General features: G+C 40.0%; 20 protein-coding genes. 4 read left to right on the top strand and 16 right to left on the bottom strand.

Annotation, left to right across the window (positions count from 1 at the left end):
• Together FMM05_RS03650 and FMM05_RS03655 are read right to left on the bottom strand one after the other, a co-directional pair.
• The gene (locus FMM05_RS03650) at positions 1 to 324 is read right to left on the bottom strand and encodes a DUF6660 family protein (RefSeq protein WP_235894353.1); all 324 of its coding nucleotides are present in this window, start codon (positions 322 to 324) and stop codon (positions 1 to 3) included.
• A 52-nt stretch (positions 325 to 376) separates the two neighbouring features.
• Entirely contained in the window at positions 377 to 1,162 is a 786-nt protein-coding gene (locus FMM05_RS03655; RefSeq protein WP_143371987.1) for a bestrophin-like domain, read from the bottom strand.
• 159 nt (positions 1,163 to 1,321) lie between these two features.
• Here FMM05_RS03655 and FMM05_RS03660 point away from each other — a divergent pair, with 159 nt between their 5' ends.
• From FMM05_RS03660 to FMM05_RS03670, 3 genes are all read left to right on the top strand, one after another.
• A complete protein-coding gene (locus FMM05_RS03660; RefSeq protein ID WP_143371988.1) occupies positions 1,322 to 3,367 on the top strand; it encodes a thioredoxin domain-containing protein in 2,046 nt (681 codons plus the stop codon).
• A complete protein-coding gene (locus FMM05_RS03665; RefSeq protein ID WP_143371989.1) occupies positions 3,343 to 4,203 on the top strand; it encodes a mechanosensitive ion channel family protein in 861 nt (286 codons plus the stop codon). The genes FMM05_RS03660 and FMM05_RS03665 overlap by 25 nt, the downstream gene beginning before the upstream one ends.
• Positions 4,204 to 4,357: 154 nt before the next feature.
• Positions 4,358 to 5,038 (top strand): hypothetical protein, encoded by a 681-nt coding sequence (locus FMM05_RS03670; RefSeq protein ID WP_143371990.1) that lies wholly within the window; start codon positions 4,358 to 4,360, stop codon positions 5,036 to 5,038.
• A 9-nt stretch (positions 5,039 to 5,047) separates the two neighbouring features.
• Here FMM05_RS03670 and tsaB read toward each other — a convergent pair whose 3' ends face one another.
• Genes tsaB through FMM05_RS03685 form a run of 3 tightly spaced genes read right to left on the bottom strand, consistent with a single transcriptional unit; the run spans position 5,048 to position 8,441 of the window.
• Complete coding sequence (gene tsaB, locus FMM05_RS03675; protein WP_143371991.1) at positions 5,048 to 5,704, bottom strand: tRNA (adenosine(37)-N6)-threonylcarbamoyltransferase complex dimerization subunit type 1 TsaB; 657 nt, start codon at positions 5,702 to 5,704, stop codon at positions 5,048 to 5,050.
• Positions 5,704 to 6,996 (bottom strand): efflux RND transporter periplasmic adaptor subunit, encoded by a 1,293-nt coding sequence (locus FMM05_RS03680; protein ID WP_143371992.1) that lies wholly within the window; start codon positions 6,994 to 6,996, stop codon positions 5,704 to 5,706. The genes tsaB and FMM05_RS03680 overlap by 1 nt, the downstream gene beginning before the upstream one ends.
• 2 nt (positions 6,997 to 6,998) lie before the next feature.
• Positions 6,999 to 8,441 (bottom strand): TolC family protein, encoded by a 1,443-nt coding sequence (locus FMM05_RS03685; RefSeq protein WP_143371993.1) that lies wholly within the window; start codon positions 8,439 to 8,441, stop codon positions 6,999 to 7,001.
• Between the two features lie 140 nt (positions 8,442 to 8,581).
• Here FMM05_RS03685 and FMM05_RS03690 point away from each other — a divergent pair, with 140 nt between their 5' ends.
• Positions 8,582 to 9,973: a DUF4403 family protein gene (locus tag FMM05_RS03690; protein WP_143371994.1), complete on the top strand. Its 1,392-nt coding sequence runs from the start codon at positions 8,582 to 8,584 to the stop codon at positions 9,971 to 9,973.
• Positions 9,974 to 9,975: 2 nt separating this feature from the next.
• On the opposite strand, the gene FMM05_RS03695 is transcribed toward FMM05_RS03690, so the two are convergent.
• The 11 genes from FMM05_RS03695 to sov all read right to left on the bottom strand — a co-directional run bounded on the left by FMM05_RS03695 (position 9,976) and on the right by sov (position 23,668).
• Positions 9,976 to 10,212, bottom strand: coding sequence for a hypothetical protein (locus FMM05_RS03695; RefSeq protein ID WP_143371995.1), 237 nt, complete (start codon positions 10,210 to 10,212; stop codon positions 9,976 to 9,978).
• Between the two features lies 1 nt (position 10,213).
• Entirely contained in the window at positions 10,214 to 10,804 is a 591-nt protein-coding gene (locus tag FMM05_RS03700) for a DUF420 domain-containing protein (RefSeq protein ID WP_143371996.1), read from the bottom strand.
• Positions 10,804 to 11,430, bottom strand: a complete 627-nt coding sequence (locus tag FMM05_RS03705) for an SCO family protein (protein ID WP_143371997.1) — start codon at positions 11,428 to 11,430, stop codon at positions 10,804 to 10,806. Before FMM05_RS03705 ends, FMM05_RS03700 begins: the two co-directional genes overlap by 1 nt.
• 2 nt (positions 11,431 to 11,432) lie before the next feature.
• The gene (locus FMM05_RS03710) at positions 11,433 to 12,098 is read right to left on the bottom strand and encodes a hypothetical protein (protein WP_143371998.1); all 666 of its coding nucleotides are present in this window, start codon (positions 12,096 to 12,098) and stop codon (positions 11,433 to 11,435) included.
• 76 nt (positions 12,099 to 12,174) lie between these two features.
• Positions 12,175 to 12,537, bottom strand: a complete 363-nt coding sequence (locus tag FMM05_RS03715; RefSeq protein WP_143371999.1) for a cytochrome C oxidase subunit IV family protein — start codon at positions 12,535 to 12,537, stop codon at positions 12,175 to 12,177.
• Positions 12,538 to 12,558: 21 nt separating this feature from the next.
• Entirely contained in the window at positions 12,559 to 13,551 is a 993-nt protein-coding gene (locus tag FMM05_RS03720) for a cytochrome c oxidase subunit 3 (protein WP_143372000.1), read from the bottom strand.
• 46 nt (positions 13,552 to 13,597) lie between these two features.
• Entirely contained in the window at positions 13,598 to 14,200 is a 603-nt protein-coding gene (locus FMM05_RS03725) for a cytochrome c oxidase subunit 3 (RefSeq protein WP_235894354.1), read from the bottom strand.
• Positions 14,200 to 15,102: a heme o synthase gene (cyoE, locus tag FMM05_RS03730; RefSeq protein WP_185965506.1), complete on the bottom strand. Its 903-nt coding sequence runs from the start codon at positions 15,100 to 15,102 to the stop codon at positions 14,200 to 14,202. Before cyoE ends, FMM05_RS03725 begins: the two co-directional genes overlap by 1 nt.
• A 335-nt stretch (positions 15,103 to 15,437) precedes the next feature.
• Complete coding sequence (locus FMM05_RS03735) at positions 15,438 to 15,806, bottom strand: VanZ family protein (protein WP_143372002.1); 369 nt, start codon at positions 15,804 to 15,806, stop codon at positions 15,438 to 15,440.
• On the bottom strand, positions 15,799 to 16,179 hold the full coding sequence (gcvH, locus tag FMM05_RS03740) for a glycine cleavage system protein GcvH (RefSeq protein WP_143372003.1): 381 nt from the start codon (positions 16,177 to 16,179) through the stop codon (positions 15,799 to 15,801). Before gcvH ends, FMM05_RS03735 begins: the two co-directional genes overlap by 8 nt.
• Before the next feature lie 58 nt (positions 16,180 to 16,237).
• Complete coding sequence (sov, locus tag FMM05_RS03745; RefSeq protein WP_143372004.1) at positions 16,238 to 23,668, bottom strand: T9SS outer membrane translocon Sov/SprA; 7,431 nt, start codon at positions 23,666 to 23,668, stop codon at positions 16,238 to 16,240.

Here is a 23,668-nt window from a genome sequence, read left to right on the forward strand (position 1 = left end):
TTATACTATTTGGGGCGGCTGCCAGATGGAGCCGTAAAAAGAAGAAGCAACCGACTCGTAAAAATTAACCTGTTCTTTAACAGGCACATCAAAATTCAGGATATTGAATTCTGCTGCCGGTTGCAGCACTATGGCCGCAATACAACCGGAGCATACGCAAAACGGTGTGCAAAGGTCAGTATGGTCATGATGGCTTTCTTCTTTAGAAAAATGTGCAGTGGTATCATCTCCCATTTTAGCATGGGCATCACTGCAAGGCATAACCATAAGTACCAGTAAATAAACTGATAATAATGCGGTTATAATTTGCCTTGTTTTTTTCATTGGTGTAAAAATAGAAAAATTTATAATGTAACAAGCAGCTATTTATAAATTACTATTTAAACATATGCTCCAGGGCAATAATATTTTGACGGGAAGCTTCGGTATTTATAATACCACGGCGTGGCCTGTCTAAATCCATTATCAGGAAAACCGTAAGCACCGTCATTAATGCAAAGCCACTTACAATTACATGGTTTATTTTTTTACTGTTGCTGCTGTAACCTACTATTAAGCTGGCAGTAATTATCAGCAGAAATAAAAACCAGAAGATGGAATCGGGCACGGTGGCATTCCGCGCTGCCTCTACTGTGCTAACGCTGTCTATCATACTATTTAAAGCTGGAATCATTTGCTGCGACCGCAAGGTATTTTCTTTATCATGGGATTGATTTACTACCAAAGCCCATATTTTATCAGAATATTTCGCGCTATTATTTAGAGCTATAGTATTTTTATCTGCATCAGCACCGGAATTATAGTAAGCAATACGGGCATTTACATAGTCTTTAAAATCGGTACGCAATATGGTGCGAATATTATCCGGATACAGGTCGGCACGCAGTACAGCTGTACCAATATCGTTCGCTTCCTTCACTATAGACTGCTTACGGGCATCGTAACGCGAAGCGGACATGCCGAAGGTAAATGATAATAACAATGCCAGCAAACCCAACAGCGAACCCTCTACCGGACCTAAACCTTCGGATGCGCTTTCCGGATCCTTAGCTATCTGCCTTTTATGAATACCAAAACCAATGCGGTTAAATACCAGCATGAAAATAAAAAGGATGGCAACAATTACAAAAGTGGGCGTTTGGTAAAGTACAGATGTATTCATAGTCAGCTATTTATTGCACAACTAAGATAACCAGTTTTTTCTTAAGTTTATAAACGTCCCGCTTATATTGTAATGATGTACAGCTGTTTGTTTTTGTTTTCTTAAAAACTTTTGCCACCCCTTGTGGTTTTAGTAATTTTAAGGCTTCAAAACTGAACCATGAATTTACTCCACCTCGAAACAAGCCCTTATCTTTTGCAACATGCCGGCAACCCTATACACTGGAAAGCCTGGAACGAAGCTTCGCTTGCGCAGGCACGTACAGAGAACAAACTTATAATTGTAAGTGTGGGGTATTCGGCATGCCACTGGTGCCATGTTATGGAACACGAAAGTTTTGAGGATAATGAGGTGGCCCAAATAATGAACCAACACTTCGTTTCTATAAAGGTAGACCGCGAAGAGCGCCCTGATGTAGATGCCACGTACATGAAAGCCGTACAGCTTATGACAGGTCAGGGCGGCTGGCCCATGAATGTGGTGCTACTACCCAATGGACGACCGGTTTGGGGAGGCACTTATTTTAGGAAAAACAATTGGATAGAAGCCCTTAACCAATTACAGGAGTTATTTGCCAGTGCACCTGAAAAGATGATAGATTATGCCGAAAAGCTATTAGAAGGCATTCAGCATACCGGATTGGTGCAACCAACCACTCAAGGCGAAATTCCACATCCTGCCAATATTAAGCCTTTGGTAGAAAAATGGGCTAAGAGTTTCGACTGGGATTATGGTGGCTATGCCCGCGCCCCCAAGTTTATGCTGCCAAACAATTACCTTTTTTTGCAACGGTATGGTTTCCAAACAAAAACTCAGGAGCTGCTGGATTTTACCGACATTACACTTAAACGCATGGCCTGGGGTGGCTTGTTTGATACCGTAGGCGGCGGTTTTTCGCGCTATTCTGTAGATATGGAGTGGCATGTACCGCACTTTGAAAAAATGCTGTACGATAATGGCCAGCTTATGAGCCTTTACGCCGAAGCGTACAAGCGCGATAAAAACCCACTATATAAAGAGGTAATAGAGAAGATACACTTTTTTATTGAAACCGAACTTACCGATAATAACGGTGCTTTTTACAGCGCCTTGGATGCAGATAGCCTTAATACTGTAGGCCACCTTGAAGAAGGTGCTTTCTACGCTTGGGAAAAACAGGAACTTAAAGATTTACTTGGAGTTGACTTTGACTTATTTTCTGAAGTCTTCAACATAAACGAATTTGGATTTTGGGAAGATGGCAGGTTTGTGCTTATTCAGGGTCAGCCTTTAGAAGCTATAGCGCAGGAGGCCGGCATTTCTGCGGAAGCGCTACAGCAAAAGAAATGGGGTTGGGAAAAGAAATTATATGAAGTACGCGAACTTCGTGCAAAACCCCGCCTCGATGACAAGATCTTAACGTCCTGGAATGCCATTATGCTTAAGGGTTACGCTGATGCTTATAAAGCGCTGGGTGATGAAACGTACATAAATACTGCCCGCCGCAATGCCGCATTTATAATAAATATACTTTGGGATGCTAATGGCAACCTGTGGCGTACCTATAAAAACGGTACTGCAAAAATTAATGGTTTTTTAGAAGATTACGCACATACCGCTGATGCTTTTATCTCATTATACGAAGCTACGCTGGAAGAAAAGTGGCTTACCTATGCCAAGCAATTAACCGATTATTGCCTGGAACATTTTTATGATGAAGAGCGCCAGTTTTTTACTTTCGCCTCCGCAGATGGAGAGCAACTGGTATCACAGCACTATGAAACGGAGGATAACGTGATACCGGCATCTAATTCGGTTTTAGGAAATGTACTTTACAAATTGAGCCTTTTGTATGATAACAGCTATTATGAAAAAATAGCACTGCAAATGCTGTACCTCATAATACCGAATACCGATTATGCATCGGCATTTAGCAACTGGCTTAACCTTTGGCTACAGCTATCGGCAGATAACAAAGAACTTGCCGTATGCGGAGAAGGTGCCGCAGAAGCTATTAAACGAATCAACAGTAAATACCTTCCCCATGTAATTGTTGCGGGCAGTACTGCCGACTCTACACTTCCATTTTTGCAAAACCGCTTTGTAAAAGACAGGCTAATGTTTTATGTTTGCCAAAACAGGGCATGTAATGCCCCAACAACCGATATTAATACCGCTTTAAGCGATTTAAATTTACAACAATGCTATTTGAAGAAACAAAAGTAAAAGTAGAAGAAACACAGGTAGAGCAATACATACACCAGTTTACGCAGGCCATTATTGGCTATATACCTAATGTGCTTAAGGCAATACTTATTTTAATCATTGGCCTTATAGTTATAAAGATATTACGAAGGATCATTACCGGCTTAATGACCAAACACGCCGACCACGACCCTACCCTTCTTAAATTTGTGCTGGATGTTGCTACCTGGATATTGCGTGCCTTTATTTTTGTTGCCGTTATTGGGGCATTAGGTGTAGAAACCACAACTTTTGCAGCAGCTATAGGTGCAGCGGGTATTGCCATTGGCTTATCATTGCAGGGGTCGCTTAGTAACTTTGCAGGCGGACTCCTTATCATTCTTTTCAAGCCATTTAGGGTGGGCGATTATATAGAGGCACAAGGCCAGGGCGGCACGGTAAACAGCATACAAATTTTCAGCACCAAGCTAATAACATCTAACAATCAAGTTGTTTATCTGCCTAATGGTACCTTATCTAACAATACCATTAAGAACTTTAGTCAGGAAGAACTACGCCGTGCAGAAATTTTGATAAGTGTGGGCTATGGCAGCGACCTTAAGCAGGTAAAAGATGTAATACTTAAGACAATAGCAATAGACTCAAAGATATTAACCGAACCCGCTCCCGGCATAGAAATTAAAGGACTTGCAGAAAATTCGGTTGATCTGGTGGTTTTTATTTGGGCTGAAAGGCCAAAGTATGGCGCCATGGTATCCGACTTTTATGAGAACATAAAATCAGCGTTTGAGCAGGCAGGCATTGAAATTCCTTTCCCACAACGTGATATTAATGTAAAGAATCCTGAAAAAAAGTAATTAGTTCGCACAATAACAACAACGCACCACCGTTTTAATGGCATGTTTTTTGTTAAAATTACTTATTAGATGCCCAATGGCTTTATACACAAAATTATATAAAGTATATTTGGCAAAATTTTAAAACTATTTACCGAATTATTACCCCAAAACAATGAAAAATTTAAGTTTTATCCTTACCGCATTTGCTTCATTATCAACACTGGTAGCAAGTGCACAGTACAGTTCTCGTGTTGCAGATTCTGATGGTAGGTCTGTAACTGCAAGAAAAGAAAAGAGCCAGCCGGCAACGGGTTCTATGTTTATAAATGACAAGTTTTTGCCTGCAAAAATATCTGGTGCGCAGTCTACCGTGTTACTACGTTACAATGCCTATGCCGATAACTTTGAGATGAGCAATCCTCAGGCTAACGAAACTAAAACCCTGCCTAAAGACCCAAGCGCAAACATTACGTTTGTGAGTGATGATAAGGAATACGTTCTTACTGATTATATTGGCGAAGATGGGAATTCAAACAACGGCTATCTGGTTGTTGTTAGCGAAGACACTAAAGTTAAGATTTACAAAAAAGAACGAGTTACCATGACGCAGGAATTCTTCCCTTCTAACAGCTACCAGGTTTACAAGCCGGCTAACTACAAAAAGGGAGATGATGAGTTTTATGTAAAGCTTGGAGATAAAGAGCCTGCGTTCTTTTCTGGAAAAAAAGAATTTGCTAAACTTGTAGGTGGTAAAAACAAAGAAGTTTTAGACTTTATAAAGAAAAACAATATTGATGTAGAGAAAGAGGCCGATCTTGTTAAGCTTTCTGCTTATGTAGAAACAATTATCTAATCGGGGAGATTATTTTCCTGCAATAAAATCTTTTAAATAATAAGGTTCAAAATAAGCGACATCTACAGTGTCGCTTTTTTTGTACTTATCAAATGCCACTTGTGCCATTTGCGCAGCCGATGGGTATACAACGTCCTCGTGGTAAATAAATTTACCCGCAGGCAGTACTTCGTTAAACTTAGCAGCACCATCGCCCACTAAATGTATAGGCCCGGCTATATCATCAAAAAAACCTTCGGTAATAACCTCAGCCTTAGTTTCCCTTATCTTATTATATTCTGCATTAAAAACAGCAGTATATGCTTCCATACGGCGGGCATCTATCATAGGGATTATTACACCTTCTGTAATACTTATTTTTAGCGCAAGCAACTGTAGGGTATCTATAGCCATTAATGGTATGTTAAGCGCGTAGCACAGACCTTTTGCTGCCGAAACGCCTATGCGAAGCCCGGTATAAGAACCCGGACCCATGCTTACAGCTATGGCATCAAGATCGGCAAAAGCAATGGTATCCCTTAAAACATCTTCAATAAAAACGTGCAGTTTTTCGGCATGGGCATAACCTTCACCCGCAAACTCTTTAAGAGCTAAAAGCTGCCCGTCTTTAGATAATGCTACCGAACAGTTTTTGGTAGCGGTCTCAATATTTAAAATATAGGCCATTACTTAGTGGTATTGGGCTTGGTTTGTATCTTATCGTTAGGATTAAGCTCTTTACTTACCAAGGTATAAGGGCCAATAATTACCTCGTCGCCCTTTTTAAGTCCACTTGTAATTTCAATATTAGTATCATCTTGTATACCGGTAGTTATAGGCCTTAGCACTGCTTTATCGCCTACTTTTACAAATACACATTCAAACTTTTTATTGGTAATGCCGGTTTTCTTTTCCTGCTCTTTTTCTTTTAGCTGAGCCACAACATCCTGATTTGCAGCAGTAGTATCGTTCTTAACCACAACCGCGCTAATAGGCACGGCAACAATATTTTCTTTACGCTCAGTAATAATGTCAACCGTAGCCGTCATACCCGGCCTGAATGGAGAATAATTTTCAGGTTTACCTTTAAGCATATCTTCGTATGATTCTTTAAGAATGCGCACTTTTACTTTAAAGTTAGTAACCTGGTCGGCAGTTAATTCACTGCTGGCCGAATTAGATATGCTGGTAACTGTACCTTTAAATTTTCTCTTCAGGTAAGCATCCACTTCAATCTCAGCGTCATCACCTATTTCTACTTTTACAATATCGTTTTCATTAACATCAACTTCTACTTCCATATTGTTAAGGTTTGCTACACGTAAAATCTCGGTACCAATGTTTTGCTGGGTGCCTAAAACGCGCTCTCCAAGTTCTGTATCAAGCTTAGAAATAGTACCGTCTACAGGAGAATAAATAGTGGTACGGTTAAGGTTATCCTGAGCCTCTGTAACCGATGCACCCGCACTTTGCACACCAAAATAAGCCGATTGCTTAGAGGCCTGAGCCACCTCATAAGCCGACACGATCTTATCCCATTCTGATTTTGAGATTACACCTTTTTCTAAAAGTTTTTTATTACGTTCATAGTTAGCCTTCGCCTCTTTAAGCTGTGCATCGGCCTGGCTCAAACCTGCTTTTGCTGTAGATAACGATGCCGCAGTCCTGCTTACGCCACTCTCATAAAGATCTGGATTTACCCGAACCAGTAGCTGCCCTTTTTTAATAGCCTGCCCCTCTTTTATAGGAAGTTCGATTATTTCACCCGAAACTTCCGATGATATTTTAACCTCTATTTCCGGTTGTACTTTTCCTGTAGCCGAAACAGTTTCGGTTAGCGTAATTTCTTTTATAAGGGCAGTTTCTACCTCTTTACCTTTATCGGTGTTACCAATGCTGCCGGTTTGTTTAAGCACAACAAGTAGTACAACAATAAGTGCAACGGCCCCTAACAGATAGTAAATAGTTTTTTTAGACATGGTTATGGTTTATTATAAATTGGCATCCCAAAGTAAAATTCAAGTATTTTTATGCGGAAGATAAAATCGTATTTTGTACGTAACACTTCCGACTGTGCGTTTACAAACAGCGTTTGTGCCTGGTTAAAATCAAAAACATTTATAAGTCCCGCTTCGTAGCGTTCACGGGCATAATTAAAAGAACCTTCCCTCGCAGCAAGGGTTACCTTTGCAGCCTCATAGGTTTGCAGCGCACCCTGGGCATCGGTAAAAGCCGTATATACATTTGTTTCCAACTTAAGCTCTTCCTGCTGCAATGTAATTTTAGAACGATCTAATGCAATTTTAGCACGCTCTACCCCATTGCGGGCAGTAAAGCCGTTAAGTATTGGCACATTTAAAGACAACCCAAAGGAGTGGCCTTTATTATCGCTAAACTGTTCAAAAATAGGATCACGCCTGCCTAACACAGGCTGAAAGTTATTTTGCAGCACCGTTTGGTTGGTACCTTCTATATACCCAATAACCGTAGTGGGCGAAGTTAGGTTAGGCCCAACACCAATAACCTGGTCGGCATAGGCAGCACGGGTTGTAAAGCTGTAAAAGCCCTGTAATCTGGGTTGGTAAACACCCCTGGCAATTTTTACATCTTTCTCGGCAACCTCTACATTTGCTTTGGCTATCTTAAGTTCAGTCCTTTGCTCTTTTGCTTTGTTATAAATCGTAGCAGCCTGTTCCAGTAAAATCCCGGTTTCATCTACAGGATAATCGCTATCATCAGTATCAAAATCCTGAAAATTTTCCAATTGCATCAATTGGGCAATACTAAGTTTAGAAAGTAAAAGTGTATTTTGCGCCGCTATGGCTTTTTGGTTATCGGTTGCTACGGTAGCCTTGATATCCAGCAAATCGCCTTCAGGTACCACACCTGCATCCACAAGTTGCTGGGTACGGTCTAACTGTTGAGTATCATATGCCAACTGTTGCTGCTGTACCTTTAAATTTTCTTTATTAAATAATATTTGAAGATATGAGTTCGCAACATTAAGCGCTATATCTTCCTGCATTTTTGTTAATTGGTATTGAGCTGATATCGAAGCCAAACGCTCGCGCTTTAAACGGTTTATGTTTTGCAGGCCGTTGTAAATATCAACACCCATGTTTAACCCTAAGGAGGTAAACTGCGTAGTTTGGTTTTCTAATAAACCGGTTGTAATATTCTGGTTAAGACCTATATTCCACGAGTGGGAACCCTGCCCATTAAGTGTAGGCAAAAATGCTCCCTTTGCATCGCTGGTATTTACCTTAGCCGATCGTACATCAAGCGCAGAAAGCTTAATGGATATATTATTTTTTATAGCATAATCTATACACTCCTCTAACGACCACTTTTTTTGCTGTGCCGCTGCCTCAATGCTGTAAAAAGCTAAAAAAATAAAAAACGCTTTAAATAATTTGTGTTTCATAAGCTTTGGTTACCCAACATGAGGCAAATTTATTAAATATTTATTAGCCCCGCATATCGTTACGATATGATTAGACTAACGCCTGATGTTTTTGTTACAAATAAACGTTAATTTTGCGCTATTATTTTCAAACAGTATTTATGAAACCCTTACTGCCCTCATTATTAGCGCTAACGCTATTGCTTTCAAGCTGCTCCACAACCAAGCGTATTGAAGCCCTTAAACCAGAACCCGGTAACACTACCGATGTGGTTTATCAAACATCTACATCGTTTATTAACCTGCCGGTTACTATTGCCGTTGCAGATATCGAAACCCAGCTCAACAAGTTGCTTACAGGCTTAATTTATGAAGATAAAGCCATAGATGACGATAATATTGCCATGAAGGTTTGGAAAACAGCTCCCATAAAATTTACCGAAGTTAATGGCAAGCTGCAATCGGTCGTTCCTATAAAAATTAATGCAAAGGTGCGGTATGGTACATCTGCACTGGGCGTAGATTTGCATGATACCCGTGAGTTTGACCTTGATGCCGTAATTACATTTAATAGTAAAGTGGGCTTATCCAACTGGAAAATGACTACCGATACCAATATCCAGTCGTTAGAATGGAAAGAGAGCCCAACCGTGACTATTGCCGGACAAAAAGTAGCCATTACCTACCTAATTAACCCTGCCATAAAAATTTTCAGGTCGAGGATAGAAAACACACTTGATAAAGCCATAAGCGAGTCGGTTGACTTTAAGCCACAGGTGCTTGCCGCCTTAGAAAAAGTAAGCACTCCGTTTTTAACGAGTGAGCAATATGAAACTTGGTTTAAGGTTGTGCCCGTAGAATTATATGTTACCGATGCCGTGCTCTCTAAAAAACAGATCACTATGGCAATGGGGCTTAAATGCACCATGGAAACCACTGTGGGCCAGCAACCGAAATCTAACTTTAAGAAGGAAAACGTAGTGCTTAAAGCCGTAAACAAAATGCCGGAAAAAGTTAGCGCAGTGGTTGCAGCGGTATCTACATATGAAAGCGCATCACGCATTGTGACTAAAAACTTTCAGGGACAGGAATTTGGAGATGGTAAACGAAAAGTTACAGTACAAAAAGTAGACATGTGGAGCAAAGACAATAAAATGATCATTGCGCTTGATATGACCGGCAGTATCAACGGCACGATCTATCTATTAGGTTATCCTAACTATAATGCGGTTACTAAAGAGATTTACTTTGACCAGATGGATTATGTGCTTAACACCAAAAGCGTGTTGCTAAAAACAGCCAACTGGCTTGCAAGCGGGATCATCCTTAAAAAGATACAGGAAAGCTGTCGTTACTCTATAAAAGAAAACCTTGAAGACGGCAAGAAAAACATGCAGCCGTACCTAAATAACTATTCGCCTACGCCGGGAATTTTTATTAACGGTAAACTTGATGATTTTGTGTTTGATAAGATTGAGCTAACTGATAATGCCATTATAGCCTTTATAAAAGGATCGGGCAATATAGATCTAAAAGTAGATGGAATGAAGTAGGCCTATTGGGCCTGCTTCTGTTTTTTTTGTTTCCTTAACCTGTAAATGGCGTAGCCCAGCAATGCCGCTAACAGGTAAGGAAATATCATTAAGTATATAATACCATTGTTAACCGACTCCGGTTTTATACCACTGTCACTACTCTCTAACGCCGCACGGCACATGGCGCATTGTGCATTGGCTGAAGCCGAAAAGGCAAACAATACAATTACAGCTATTATTTTTTGAAAAGCTTTCATATTAATGATGGTAATAAGGAGAGATCATTAAATATACAATAACACCTGTAACAGCAACGTACATCCACATTGGGTATGTAATACGCGATATTTTTTTGTGCCTTTCAAAATTACCTGCAAGCCCTCTTACATATGTTATAAGCACAAAGGGTATTATTATTACCGATAGCGCAATGTGTGTAAGCAGTATAAAATAATACACGTAGCGAATAGAACCAATGCTTAACTTCTCAGCTTCGTCTAAAATGCTGTTGTGGTTAGTATCTCCAAAAACCGTGCTATCGGCTGTCATGTGGTAGGCCACATACATTACCAAAAAGCTTATCGAAAAACCTATCGCTATCTTTACAAGGCGCTCGTGTAACACACGATTACCTTTTTTAATAGCCATTACCGCTACAAACAATGTAATTGCTGTAAGGCCGTTTATTGTAGCATATATGGGCGGCAGAAAAGAAAGTGGCTGAACATCAAATCCCAACTTTCTTAAATTAACACCAAACAGTGCTGCCACTGCAACAGGTATAATTATAGAAACCGCAGTTATCCACTTATTGTATTTAGTTTCTGCATTATTGATTGTATTCTCCATTATTCTGCTAATAATTTTTTAATGTCTTCTTTAATTGCCAGCACACCCGCATCATCTAAACCATCATAATAGGTAATAGGGTTACCATAATTATCTTTACGGCTGCGAATGTTACCATCTTTATCTACAAGCGCAAACAGGCCAGAATGCTCAAAGCCCCCTGCAACATTTTTATTCTCTCCGGCATAAAGGTTAAAGCCCTTCATGGCAAGGTTATGAATATAATCCCTGTTACCTGTTAAAAAGTGCCAGTTGTAATGCTTAGCGCCAAGTTTTTCGGCATGTTCTTTCAAAACCTGCGGGGTATCATATTCCGGGTTAATACTTACAGATGCAATACCAAACTCCGGGTTGCCATAATATTCTTCCTGGAGTTTAAGCATGTTTTGGTTCATTATAGGGCATATAGATGGGCAGGTACTAAAAAAGAACTCTACCACATAAACTTTGCCAAGGTAATCTTTACCAGATATTTTTTTATTGTTTTGGTCGGTCAGTTCAAATTCGGGTACCGTGCCAATCTCTGTAAGATCCGACTTTTTAAAACGGTCAACGATTTTAGGAACGGCCCAGATACCAAATATCAAAACAATAAATGATATCCCTATATACGATTTGTTTTTCATTACTATATTTCCCTTTTAACGCCTTTAGGTAAGTTTTTCCTAAGGGCAAGGCGGTATTCCCTCAAAACTATCTTTACATCATCGGTAAGTTCATTACTAAGCTCTGAAGCCGAAAATGCATTGTAGCTGTTTTTAAACTTATCATCATTACCCTTTTTATCTTTGCCATTGCGCCCTCTAAGATTACCATCTTTATCAATAATAAAAATATTAGAGTTGCCTAAAGTTGCATCAAGCGGCTCATCAGCCTTTAAAGAGGCATAAAAGCTTTTAATCTCATCGGGGATGGCGTACACAAATTTCCAGTTACTAATATCGGCCATGGTCTTAAGCTTTAATGCTACATCCTTAACCTGCTGCTGTGTACCATCGGGCACCAGCATTACTATCTGAAAATCGTTAAAGTCTTTATATTTGGCATTTACTTTCTGGTTGATATTAAAGATGCTTTCTTCGCGTGCTTTAATATCAGTGCCTAAAAAACCAATAATAGTTATTTTGCCTTTTAAAGCGGTGGTAGTGCTATCGCCGGGAATGGCATGGGGTAATTCTGATATATTCTTATTAATTACCGGCAAAAAGAGTGAGTTGTGCTTAACCAGCGAAAAATAAATATAGAGCATTAACGGTAGTGCCAACAGGCAAAGAAGAACTATTTTTTTTTTCATACTGCGTGGTGAAAATTTACCGGTGCAAAATTAAAAAAGGCGGTTGAAATAACCGCCTTTTTTATGATTTATGTTTTTAGAAAATCCATTTGTATTGGGATTCATGAAACACATCAAAAATATAATTACCTTCTATAAGTAAGATGAACACTAAATAGATAATTAAGAACACAAGTGGAGCAACTATAGACCATCTCAGGCTACTTTTTTCGCCTTCAAGGTGCATAAACGCCCACATTATATAATATGCTTTTACTACCGTAAGAATTATAAATAACCAGTTAAGCAGGTTAAGGCGGAAAAGACTGTTCATAAACAGTACCTCCGGCTTAGCTATACCAAAGATAACCTCTACAATAGTTATAGCCGATAGTATTCCAAAAACTGTCCAGATCCTTTTTAGATTTGATTCGTGCTGACCGTGAGTATCGTGTGCCATGTCTCTTAAAATTTTATTTGATTAAACCAGGTAGAAGAATGTAAATACAAATACCCAAACTAAGTCTACAAAGTGCCAGTAAAGACCAACTTTCTCAACCATTTCGTAGCTTTTTCTTTTCTCGTATGTTCCGTAAATAACGTTAAGGAAAATAATGATATTGATCATAACTCCTGAGAATACGTGGAAACCATGGAAACCTGTAATAAAGAAGAAGAAATCAGCAAAAAGCTTGTGGCCGTATTCGTTATGCTCAAGATTTGCACCTTTTACATATAACGTACCACCCTTAATAGCCTCTAACGATGCATCTCTTGTAAGTACAACTTTCTTTTTAGTTTTAGGATCTATAGTCTCTGTCCTGATAACAACATTTGGATGTGCTTTTAAACCTTCTGCAACCTCTTCAACTGTAAATTCAGGAAGTGCAGGAGCATCTTCAAACCAAATACCGTTAGCCCTTGTCTTATCAACTCTGGACGTTGGCAGGTGTGCAGCAAAATCGGCTACAGCAACTCTTTTAAATTCGCCTTCGGCATTCTTTTCAACAAATTGCAGTATGCTGCCACCTTTTGTTTCTACAGCTCCAAACTCTCCACCAATAAAGTTTTTCCACTCCCAGGCCTGAGACCCAAGGAATATAAAACCACCTATAATGGTAAGCACCATATAAACGGCCACTTTGGTTTTTTTAAGATGGTGGCCTGCATCAACTGCAAGTACCATTGTAACTGAAGAGAAGATAAGGATAAATGTCATCAAAGCCACATAGTACATTGGGGCCTCTACACCATGCATAAATGGAAAGTGGGTAAACACCTCATCTGCAATAGGCCATGTACCTATGAATTTAAACCTTGAGAAACCATAAGCGGCAAGAAATCCTGAGAAAGTAAGAGCATCTGATACGATGAAGAACCACATCATCATTTTACCATAGCTCGCTCCCATAGGCTCATTTCCACCGTCCCATGTTTTTCCTGTAGTAGCTGTTGAAGTAACTGTCGCTGCCATATAACGTTATTAGGTTAAAAAGTTTTCAAATTTACATTTTTTTCTATTAATAGAAATAGAAAAATAAAAACAAATATACCCACAAAAGATCGAGAAAGTGCCAAAACATTGCACCCAACTCTATTCCAAGGGTTTGAGAAGGATTGTATTTTTGTTTAAAATGATTATAAATTACCACAAAAAGCACAATAAGCCCTGCAAAAAGGTGGGCAAGGTGCGCAAGTGTTACAATATAAAGAAAAGATGTGGTAATTGTGCTCTCCGGGCCGGTAAAAAAATACCCCGTTTCTATAACTTTAGAAAAGCCGTTAAACTGCGCACCAACAAAGCCCAAACCCAATGCCAGGGTAACTAACAGCCATGTTGTGGCAAGCTGGTTATTATTATCCTGCACTGCTTTTTTCGCCAAGTGAAAGGTAACACTACTGGCAACAATTAAAACAGTACTTATTATAAATGCCTGCGGCAAAACAAAATCGTTAATCCAGTCCGGTCTTGATGTACTTACAACATAAGCACTGGTTAATCCCGCAAACATCATAAACATACTGGCCATGGCAAACCAAAGCAGCATTTTTTTTGATTTTGCGCTTCTTTCTTTATATTCAGCTTCAGACATGGTCATTTCAACCTGTTGTAACTTTATCATTATCCTAAAAATTTATCAAGTACATAAATTACCTGCAATAGCGATATATACGACACGCTTACAAGCATTAATTTTTTTGCCGATGGGGCATCCATATTCTTATACAACTTCACCGCATACACCAGCATCCAGATACCTAAAGCTAAGACTACCGCAGCAAAGCCCATACTCAGCTTGAGGTTACCGGTAAAGCCTGTAGCAGGCAGATATGAAGCTATAATAAGCCACACAGTATATAATATTATTTGCAAGGCAGTCTTTTTATCGCGCTTGCCTGTAGGCAGCATATAAAAGCCTCCTTTTTTATAATCGTCAAATAAGAACCAGCCAATAGCCCAAAAATGCGGAAACTGCCAAAAGAACTGTATAAGGAAAAGTGTGCCGGCCTCTATATCAAAATCATTAGTAGCAGCAACCCAACCCAGCATAAAAGGTATAGCTCCCGGAAAAGCCCCCACAAATACTGCAAGTGGCGTAATAGTTTTTAACGGCGTATAAACACTGGTGTATAAAAATATAGAAATAGCACCAAACATTGCCGTTTTAGGGTTAATGCTATACAATATACCTATACCTGCTATGGTTAATAGCGACCCCAGTATAAAAGCATTCCTAACCGATACTTTACCTGTAGGCACCGGACGGTTTTTGGTACGGTCCATTAGTGCATCCAGGTCTTTTTCTATGATCTGGTTAAATACATTTGAGGCACCCACCATACAGTAGCCGCCAATAGTTAGCATAATAAGAGTAGCCCAGTGAAACGGATTATCATCAGATACACCCAGCAGATAACCTGCTACAGAAGAAAAAACAACGCTGATTGCAAGCCTGGCTTTGGTTATGGCTACAAAATCTGCAAATAGCGAGCGGAGGGAAACCTCGTTGTCGGAAACGTTCAAAATAATTTTCATTGGTTTTCAAAAACTGGCGCAAAGATAGGTCAAAAAGCTTAGTCTCAAAACGATTTGTCTTTATAAAAAAAGTTTGGCAAAAGTTAAAACATATTTTTTTGATGGCACGACGCAACCTTTTTAAATATTGAGCGTCTATAGTATATAATCTTTCCTGTAAAGGTTGTTTTATAAAATTTGTTGTTACGAAAAAGAAAAAGAATCCTTCGACAATTGCTATGAAAAAGGATGAAGCCGCCTAAAAAATTTTTTAGGCGGTTTTTTTATGTCTAAAAGTGAAAAATCAGGCATAAAAAAACCCGGACTAACTGTCCGGGCTCACTTTATTTTTTATTGAACTTTTCAAAAAGCCAGATGACTAAAATTGCTATTGCACTACCAAAGGTATTTGCTATAGCATCCTGTACATCGGCACTTCTGTCGGATGTAAAAAATTGCTGAAAAAGCTCTATAAGGATTCCAAAACCAATTGCAAACATAAAAACGACTAGCCGGGTTTTAGCCCTGTTAATACCCTTTCTTAGAGAAAGATACCAAAGCAATGTAAAACCAAAGTAAAACGTTGCATGGATAAACTTGTCTTTATGCTCAAGGTCGATAGAATCATTACGGAAATTATTCATACTTACCAGGCAGCTTACTGCAATTCCTGCAGTCCATAAAAGTGCCGCCCATAAGTATTTGTTACGCACCTATAAGCTCTTTATATTGGTCGCTGCTTAAAAGCTCTTCAACCTCAGCAGCATCAGATATTTTTACTTTAACCATCCATCCTGCTCCGTAAGGATCAGAGTTTACACTTTCAGGATTGGTTTCAAGAGCATCATTAAACTCCACAATTTCGCCGGATAATGGCAAAAACAGGTCTGATACTGTTTTCACGGCCTCAACTGTACCAAACACTTCATCTTTAGCAAGTGTCTGATCCAGAGTTTCAACCTCTACATAAACAATATCACCAAGTTCTTTCTGGGCAAAATCTGTAATGCCCACTGTAGCTGTATCGCCTTCAATTTTAACCCACTCGTGGTCTTTTGTGTACTTTAAGTCTGCAGGAATATTCATGTTAGTTTGTTTTGTACAAATGTATGTTTTATAAAAATAACTGTAAAATCTTTTTTTATTAATTACCAAAATTATACCTCAGCGTAAAGCCCGACCTGATTGTTGTTAATGGGTATGAGGTAGAAATTACGGCTTTAGAGAACGAGTGGTCGTAATAGAAAATAGCTGTAAGGTTTTTACTGAACGAATAATCGGCCGTTAACTTAAGCGTCCATATATCCTGGCCACCACCAAGTTGGTTATTATCATAATCAAGGTAACGCACTATGGTTTCATTCTTTCTAAGGGTAAAATCGGCCTTAAGGTTAATATCACTCTTAATAACATTGCTCACATTATCTGCAAGGCTGGAATTTATTGTAACATCTTTAATACGATAGCCAAGGCCCAATACATATTCGTTACCCTTAACCTCCGTAAGCAGATTGTTATCAAAGCTCATGTTAAGCGTACGGTCTTTACGAACCTCTGCAAGTATCTTAATAGAATTTTTCATCTCGAAATCTACACGGATAAGCGGGTTAAACTGCTCTGTAAGGTTGACATTAGAGATAATATTCTTGTTATAAAAGTTACCTACCCCGTTATTATCCTGCAGTATATTATCTTCTTTATAATCAAGATTAGACCTGTATGAGTTAATGTTATAAGAAGCCCTGTAGCCATGCTGCAACGAGAAACGCTTAAACCTGTCTTTAAAGAATTTAAGACGCATTAAACCGGTATACTTAACAACCCAGTTAGGTAATGGCGTATCCCTGAAAGCACTTGTTTTAACACTACCGGCATCTTTTCCGGTATAAGCGGCAATGAACGACGGTAGTAATACCGCCTGGTTATTTTTACCAAAACCTATAGGATAACCAGCATTAGCAGTAGCAAACTCGCTTGTTCCTGCCACGTACCTTGGCAATGAAGTTGCATCTACTCCATAAAACTGCGTTGCAAGCCTATCGGCTATTACCATCCTGTTTTGCCTCATTTGATCAAAAGCTTCAGACCCGTTTACATCGCTTTGGCTAAAGGCCGTTTTTATAAGTATTGTAGATATCTGGAAGTTACCATAGTTATAAGGTGAAAGCGGCTGATAACGGTAAGTACTTGAATCTTCATCATAAGCATCATATTGCTCTGATGCATTATCCTGAGAGGTCCTGTCGGCCGTAAGGTCTATTTTAAAATCAGGCAATAACTCAATAGCAGCAGTAAGGTTAAGCTGTTTAGTATTAACCTGCGTAACATTCTGATTAAACTCCTGGTAACTTGTAAGGTAACCCGCTTTTGCAGCCTCATACTTAATATCGGCATCCTGGCTACCTATAATAAAGCCAAAATTTGGTTTAGTTGTACCAAGGAAACCTATACTTGGCAAAAATCCGGGTAATACTGTACCGTTAGTCTCAGTATAGTTAATCTGTATGGTCTTAACACTTGTAACTACGCCTATTAAGCTATTTACAAAAGGATTACCTGTTTCCTGAGGTTTAGGAGCAGCAGTAATTTTTTCACCCGGTTTTGGCGGAGCCTTAGGCGCAGCATTTGTAGCAGCTTTCTTTTTAGGCCCCAACCCTATGTACTTATAAAATAAGTCCATATTAAGTGTGGTATTAAGCTTATGCGAATTGGCATTTTGTATGGTGTTACCTAATCTGTAAGTATCAAAACCACCACTGCCATTATCTACATCAACTTCGGCTAACGCGTCTGTAGAACGCAGCCAGTTGTAATTTGCTGTATAACTATACGTAGATTTCACAAAGTTAAACATGGGCAATTTGTTGATAGGAATATCATAATTTACTACAAACTGCTGGGTGTGGGTATTTGCCTCACCAACATTCCAAAAGTCCTGCCACACGGTGTAATCCTGTATTGGGGCACCATCCTCATCAAGGTAGTTCCTTACTATGTTACTTGTTGCCACTGCATAGTTAAACCTAAGCGACTTGGTAATATTATAGTTAAACCCATACTGGTAATTAAAGAAATAATTACGGCGGTACAGTGGGTCTATAGGTATGCCCTCTACATCTACATTACGGTATTGCTGCTTATTAAACTGCCTTATAATATTAGTACTGAAAGAAATGTTAGATGGCAGGTAATTAAAATTAAAGTCGCTTAACAATTTCCAATATTGGCTCTTTTTCATAAACGCCGTGTTTTTAAACGGCTCTATAGGCTTGTTTTGGAAAACATAATTATAATCTGCCGATACCCTTACCTGCTGGTCTAACATATCCTGTATCTCGTAATCATGATGATTCGTCTGATTATAAGAATAGGAAAGCGTTAAGTTCTCTGGGTCGTAAATATGCTGTTTCTGTTCCGGCGCACGTTCTTTTTTAACACCAATAAAGTTTATACTTTTTGTTTTGGTATAATCTATAGCCCTGTTCTTAATATTTTCTCTTTCGGCATCAGTAGTAGCCTCAGCTATAACCTGGTCTAACGTTACATCCTGATAGAACGGATCATACTCCGGTGTAATGGTTTGCTCGCCTACACTATAGTTAAAAGGCAGGTTAATATGCCATTTTTTAGGCAATAGTTTACCAAGGCCAATATTAGTTACAAAGTTATATTGCTTGGTATCTTCCCTGCTTCTCTCGTTAGGGCTTTGCTCTATGGTACCGAAACCAATTGTACTCATGTTACCGGTAGCCGAAATTGTAGCAAAATCGGCAAAATTGGCATCCATACTGGCAACAGCAGCCATACCTCCTTTATTATCCATATCAGACAGGCGAAGCTCGTTAAACCAAACCTCTCCCCTAATGTGCCTTACCTGGTTATTGGTGCTAAGCCTGTTTAGCTCTATGGTGTTATTTTTAACACCCACCATTAAGGTACGTACATAACCAAAGTTAGGATTACCCTTTATACCTATCCTTATCCTGTCGCTTAATGTAGGATCCAGCTCCCGGGCATTTACAAAGTACACGCCATTAGCATCGGCAGCCGTAGTAGGCAAGGTACCGTTAAGCACCATTACCTTAAGTTTTGTAAGGGCTGCAAGTGTTACTTCTATCTCATTACCATCAGCACCTTCAGGCCAAACCTGCTCTGGCGTATAGGCATTAAATGCCGAAAGCACAAGGCTTTTTTCTACCTGGTAAAAGTTATCTGTAAAGTCGTTACCAAAACGAAGGAAACCCGACATTTCATTATCCTGAAGCGAATTGCTCTCAGGAAGATTAGAATCGGCAGATGATGTAAGTGCCTCAGCATGCAGGAACATCCTAAGCTTTTTATACTGGCGCATATCTACGTTCACATTTTTAAACACTGCACGCGAATCGCCCGGCTCTAAACCACTGTCATTAGACGTAGAGGCCGAAGTAGAATAAACCCTTAATGAAAGTGCCTGCTCATTTTGGTTGATAACTGCGTTGTTACTATATAATTGCTCGCGTTGTACGCCCGGTGGCGATACATAAGGTATAGGTTGCCTTTGTCCGTTTTCCTGTATGTTTAAGGATACTACATCAAAACCAGTTTGGTCTACAGTAACGTCATCGTCATCACTACCCGTTTGGTCAGGATCATCAAATGATGCCGTATATCTTCTCCACTCTCCCCTTACAAGGTCAAGAGCACCAAAACGAAGTGTAATTTCTTTTCTGAACCCGCTAACAAACATCCTCATAAAGCGGATAGAACGTACACTACTTATACCACCCACACTTGTGGTAGGGTCATCACTATCTACAGCAATAGGAATTTTATACAATAACCACCTGTACGGAGTTGTAGTACCATCGGGAAGATCAGCATCAACCGTAGACGGTCTCTCATCAACAAGGTAACCCGTACCAACTACAGCACTTGGCCCCACAGGAATGGTATACCTGTAGTAAGCATCTATGGTATTCATGGTATTATCCCTGTTTACATCTTCGGTATCGGGCAGGGTTGTGTTACCCCTGTTAGTATCGCCCACATCTACAGGAGAGTTGCCCTGGGTACCATTGTAATTTTTATATCGGTTTATAACGTCGCCATCGGCACTAAGAAAAAACTGGTAGTTATCCTGTGCAGGGTCTGGCTGGCCCGCAAATGGAGTACCGGCACCTTCTTCTGCATCCAGGATACCATCAAAACCTGCATCCTGCAACCCACGGTTGGCAGCATCAGTATCAAAAGCATAAATAAGCGATTGCGATACCGGAACCTTACCCCAAACTGTAGAGAATGTAGTAGCAGCGCCGTCAGTTCCCGGCAATCCGTTTTCGTATTGTTTCCTGTTATCTTTAAGTATATCTTCGGATATTTCACCAAGGTTTATTTCTATCGTACCGGTATTATCACCTGTTGCCTCATCGCCCACACTACCTACATAAGGATCGAGCATCCAGAACTGGATGTACTCTACGTTCGTTTGCTCAAAGTTGGTAGATGTTATAGGCCTCATGATACCTGCCCAGTTTTGGGTTGCCCTGGCTTCAGAAAATGTACCTCCGGCGGCATCGGGGCTAAAGTTATAAGGACCACGTTCCTGTGGAAAATACGAAAGGTCTAACGTACTTACTACAGTACTCTGGCCGGGAACCACATCGGTTACCGGATAAAGCTCATCATAGTAAACACGCCTTGTCCTGTTACTTGACACATCTGACGAGGAAATACCATCAGGCAGCTGGCTCGATGTATAAAATACCGGATCTATGCTATACCATGCCATTTTTGCCCTATTGTAACCCGAGCTCAGGTCGTTAAGAGGAGGATCTACACCGCCTATTACCGGCACGCTTGATAGCGTCCACCCGGTGGCACCGCGCATATCTATGGTAGTTTGCGAACCCTCAAAATCATCTACATAAGTGGTAGCTTCACCATTAAATTGGTCGGCTTTAGATGCTCCCGGTTTAAGGTAAGCTATTTCTCCCCTAAATGAGATGTTTGAAGCCACATCGGTATCCATATTAGGCAGTTTGTTTACCATCCTGGTAAAGAAAGGCACCTCGGTAGAATAGGTTGTATTAAGGCCGAAAATGGTATTATTAACCGATTCCTGCCCGTAGTTTGTTTTATTGGTAAATGGCCTCTCGCTCATGTTTAGCAAAGTGGCGCCCACCAAAAACTTATCGTTAAATTTATGCTCTACGTTAAAACCTGCAAAACGCCTTGTTTGCTGGCCAAAGGTGGAGTTGTTTTCTATAGATACTTCTATTGGCGTGTTAGAGGCCTGTAATGATGTATCTAATATTTGTACACGCCCTGCCTGGTAGTTTACAGTATAGTCTACACCTTCTACAAGTACACGCCCACCGGCTGTTACAACTACAGATCCCTGCGGTACGTTAAACGCATTTAACGAGATACCATCGCTACCGGTAGATTTAAAGCGCCCTTTTAACTGGAACTTGTTCTTTTGAGCATCCTGTAACGCATCTGCCTGGGTGCTTTTATACATCTTACGGTATACATACTTTCTTTGGTTAGTATTAAACGTAGATTCTGCCGCAGTGTGGTAATCCGGATTAAATGTGCTGTTCTGCCCCAATTTATCATACAGGTATTCACCAAAAGGTTCTACGGTTGTAAATATTATACGCCCGTTTTGAGCATCTATGGTAAGGCCATCCACAAAGTCAAAGAAACCATCGCCACCCACCTGAGGGTCGTTAGTATAATTAAGCCTGTCTACATTAAACACACGCAGCAAAGGCGTATCGGCCACCGATGTTTCAGGAAATGTAGCCTGATCGGGCAGTGGCTGAACCGGAAGACCCGGATACTCAGCAGGAACAATATAGTTAAGCGGAGAAGGATCGGTATACATAATATTAAACCTAAAATCCTCCTGCGTTATCTGGTAAGCGTTAGGCACCTGGTAAATGTTTTTCATCATCAGGTCCCAAACCGGCTCGTTTACATTTACAAGGTTACTCTTAAGCATTTTTAAGATAAGGCTCTGGGTAGATACGGTAGCAGGATCTTCTGTACTGCCCTGGGTGCCGCCCACAACAGTTGCAGCTACACCATCGGTACCAAACTCTCCCACCTGATACACCTGGTCGCCCATGGTGTACTGGTATGCCACAGCAAGAACCTCATCATTATTTAGTTTTTGATTAAGCGATATATAACCCAACTGTGTATGAAAAGTATACTCGCTGCTGCTAAGTTTACGGGCATTTTCTAATTTAGAGTAGTCACGCCCTTCGCTGGCAGTAAAGTTCGAAAAACTACTACTACTGGTGGTTACAATTTCTCTTATAGAAGATTGTAGCCAACTGCCTGCCTGACCTATGGTTTCCGGATTAAAACCATTATTAGAGTTATCTGGAGGAAGGTTAAAACCTGGATTTGTAAAAAACCCTGCTGGATTATCTATACCTACAGTCTGGGGAGTAATATCAGCACCTGATGATAATCCGCCTTTTGTAAGCTGGCTTTCACCCAAATCCTGTAATGCTATAATATTTCTTGAGTTATTTTCAGTAGCGTTAATACGGTTTTGCCTGTTGGTTACCCAAACCTCTACACGGGTTATTTGTACCCTGCTGTTAATTAATGGGTAACTTCTTAACGCCTGGTCATAAAGGTTCCTGAAATATTGCGAAAGGAAAAAGTGCCTGTCAGAATCATAGTCGAGAGCAAAAAGCTCAAAGTCCTGAACAGTACCGCCGCCTTGTGCTGTAACGGTCTTAGTTTGTGATTTTTGTTCTGAGAAAATACCCGTAATGGTAGTTTTACCAAACTGAAACTGCGCCTTAACACCAAAAAGACTTTGCGCACCTCTAACCAACGAGTTAGATAATGGGAAACTTACGTTACCAACTTCGATCTTCTGAATAATATCGTCTTCGGTTGGGGTATATTCTAATTTTATAAGGTTTTGGAAAGCAAATGTACTCTCAGTATCATAATTGGCCGTTACACCCAGCCTTGTACCTACTTTACCCTGAAGGCTCATGCTTATACGCTGGTCAAAATCAAAGGTAAAGGTACGCCTATTACGTGGTGAGAGTGATGGGTTATCCTGCTTGGTATAACGTATACCCAAATCCATCTCTACCGATCCCTGGGGCTTAACATCTATGGTATTACTACCAAAAATAGTCTCAAAAAAGCTCGAATTAACGTAGTAACGCGGCAGTAGGTCTTTTTGTTCCTCTGCCGTTCCTTTACCATCTATAGTTTTAGATTTTTGTTTGTAATACTCACGCATCGATTCGCGCAGTACAAGTTCATTGTATTGCTCCGGGGTCAGTATTATAGGGTATGTAATATTAAATCCGTCAAATTTATTCGTGTAAATATAACGGTTCGTTATAGGATCATACGTGTAGGCCCCCACAATACTCTTGGGGTTTTCCATTACCATGTTACCGGTATTGTAGCCTGTTAACGTATCCTGCTGTACAGGATCTTCCTCTTCTTCATCAATTTGTGCCTGGGCAATAACGCTGAAGAACAAAAAAATTACAGAAAACGAATATTTTATATTGGTATAAAAGTCTTTAGAGTACTTTGTTTTCAA

This window comes from Flavobacterium zepuense (genome assembly GCF_007097145.1).
GTDB lineage: Bacteria > Bacteroidota > Bacteroidia > Flavobacteriales > Flavobacteriaceae > Flavobacterium > Flavobacterium zepuense.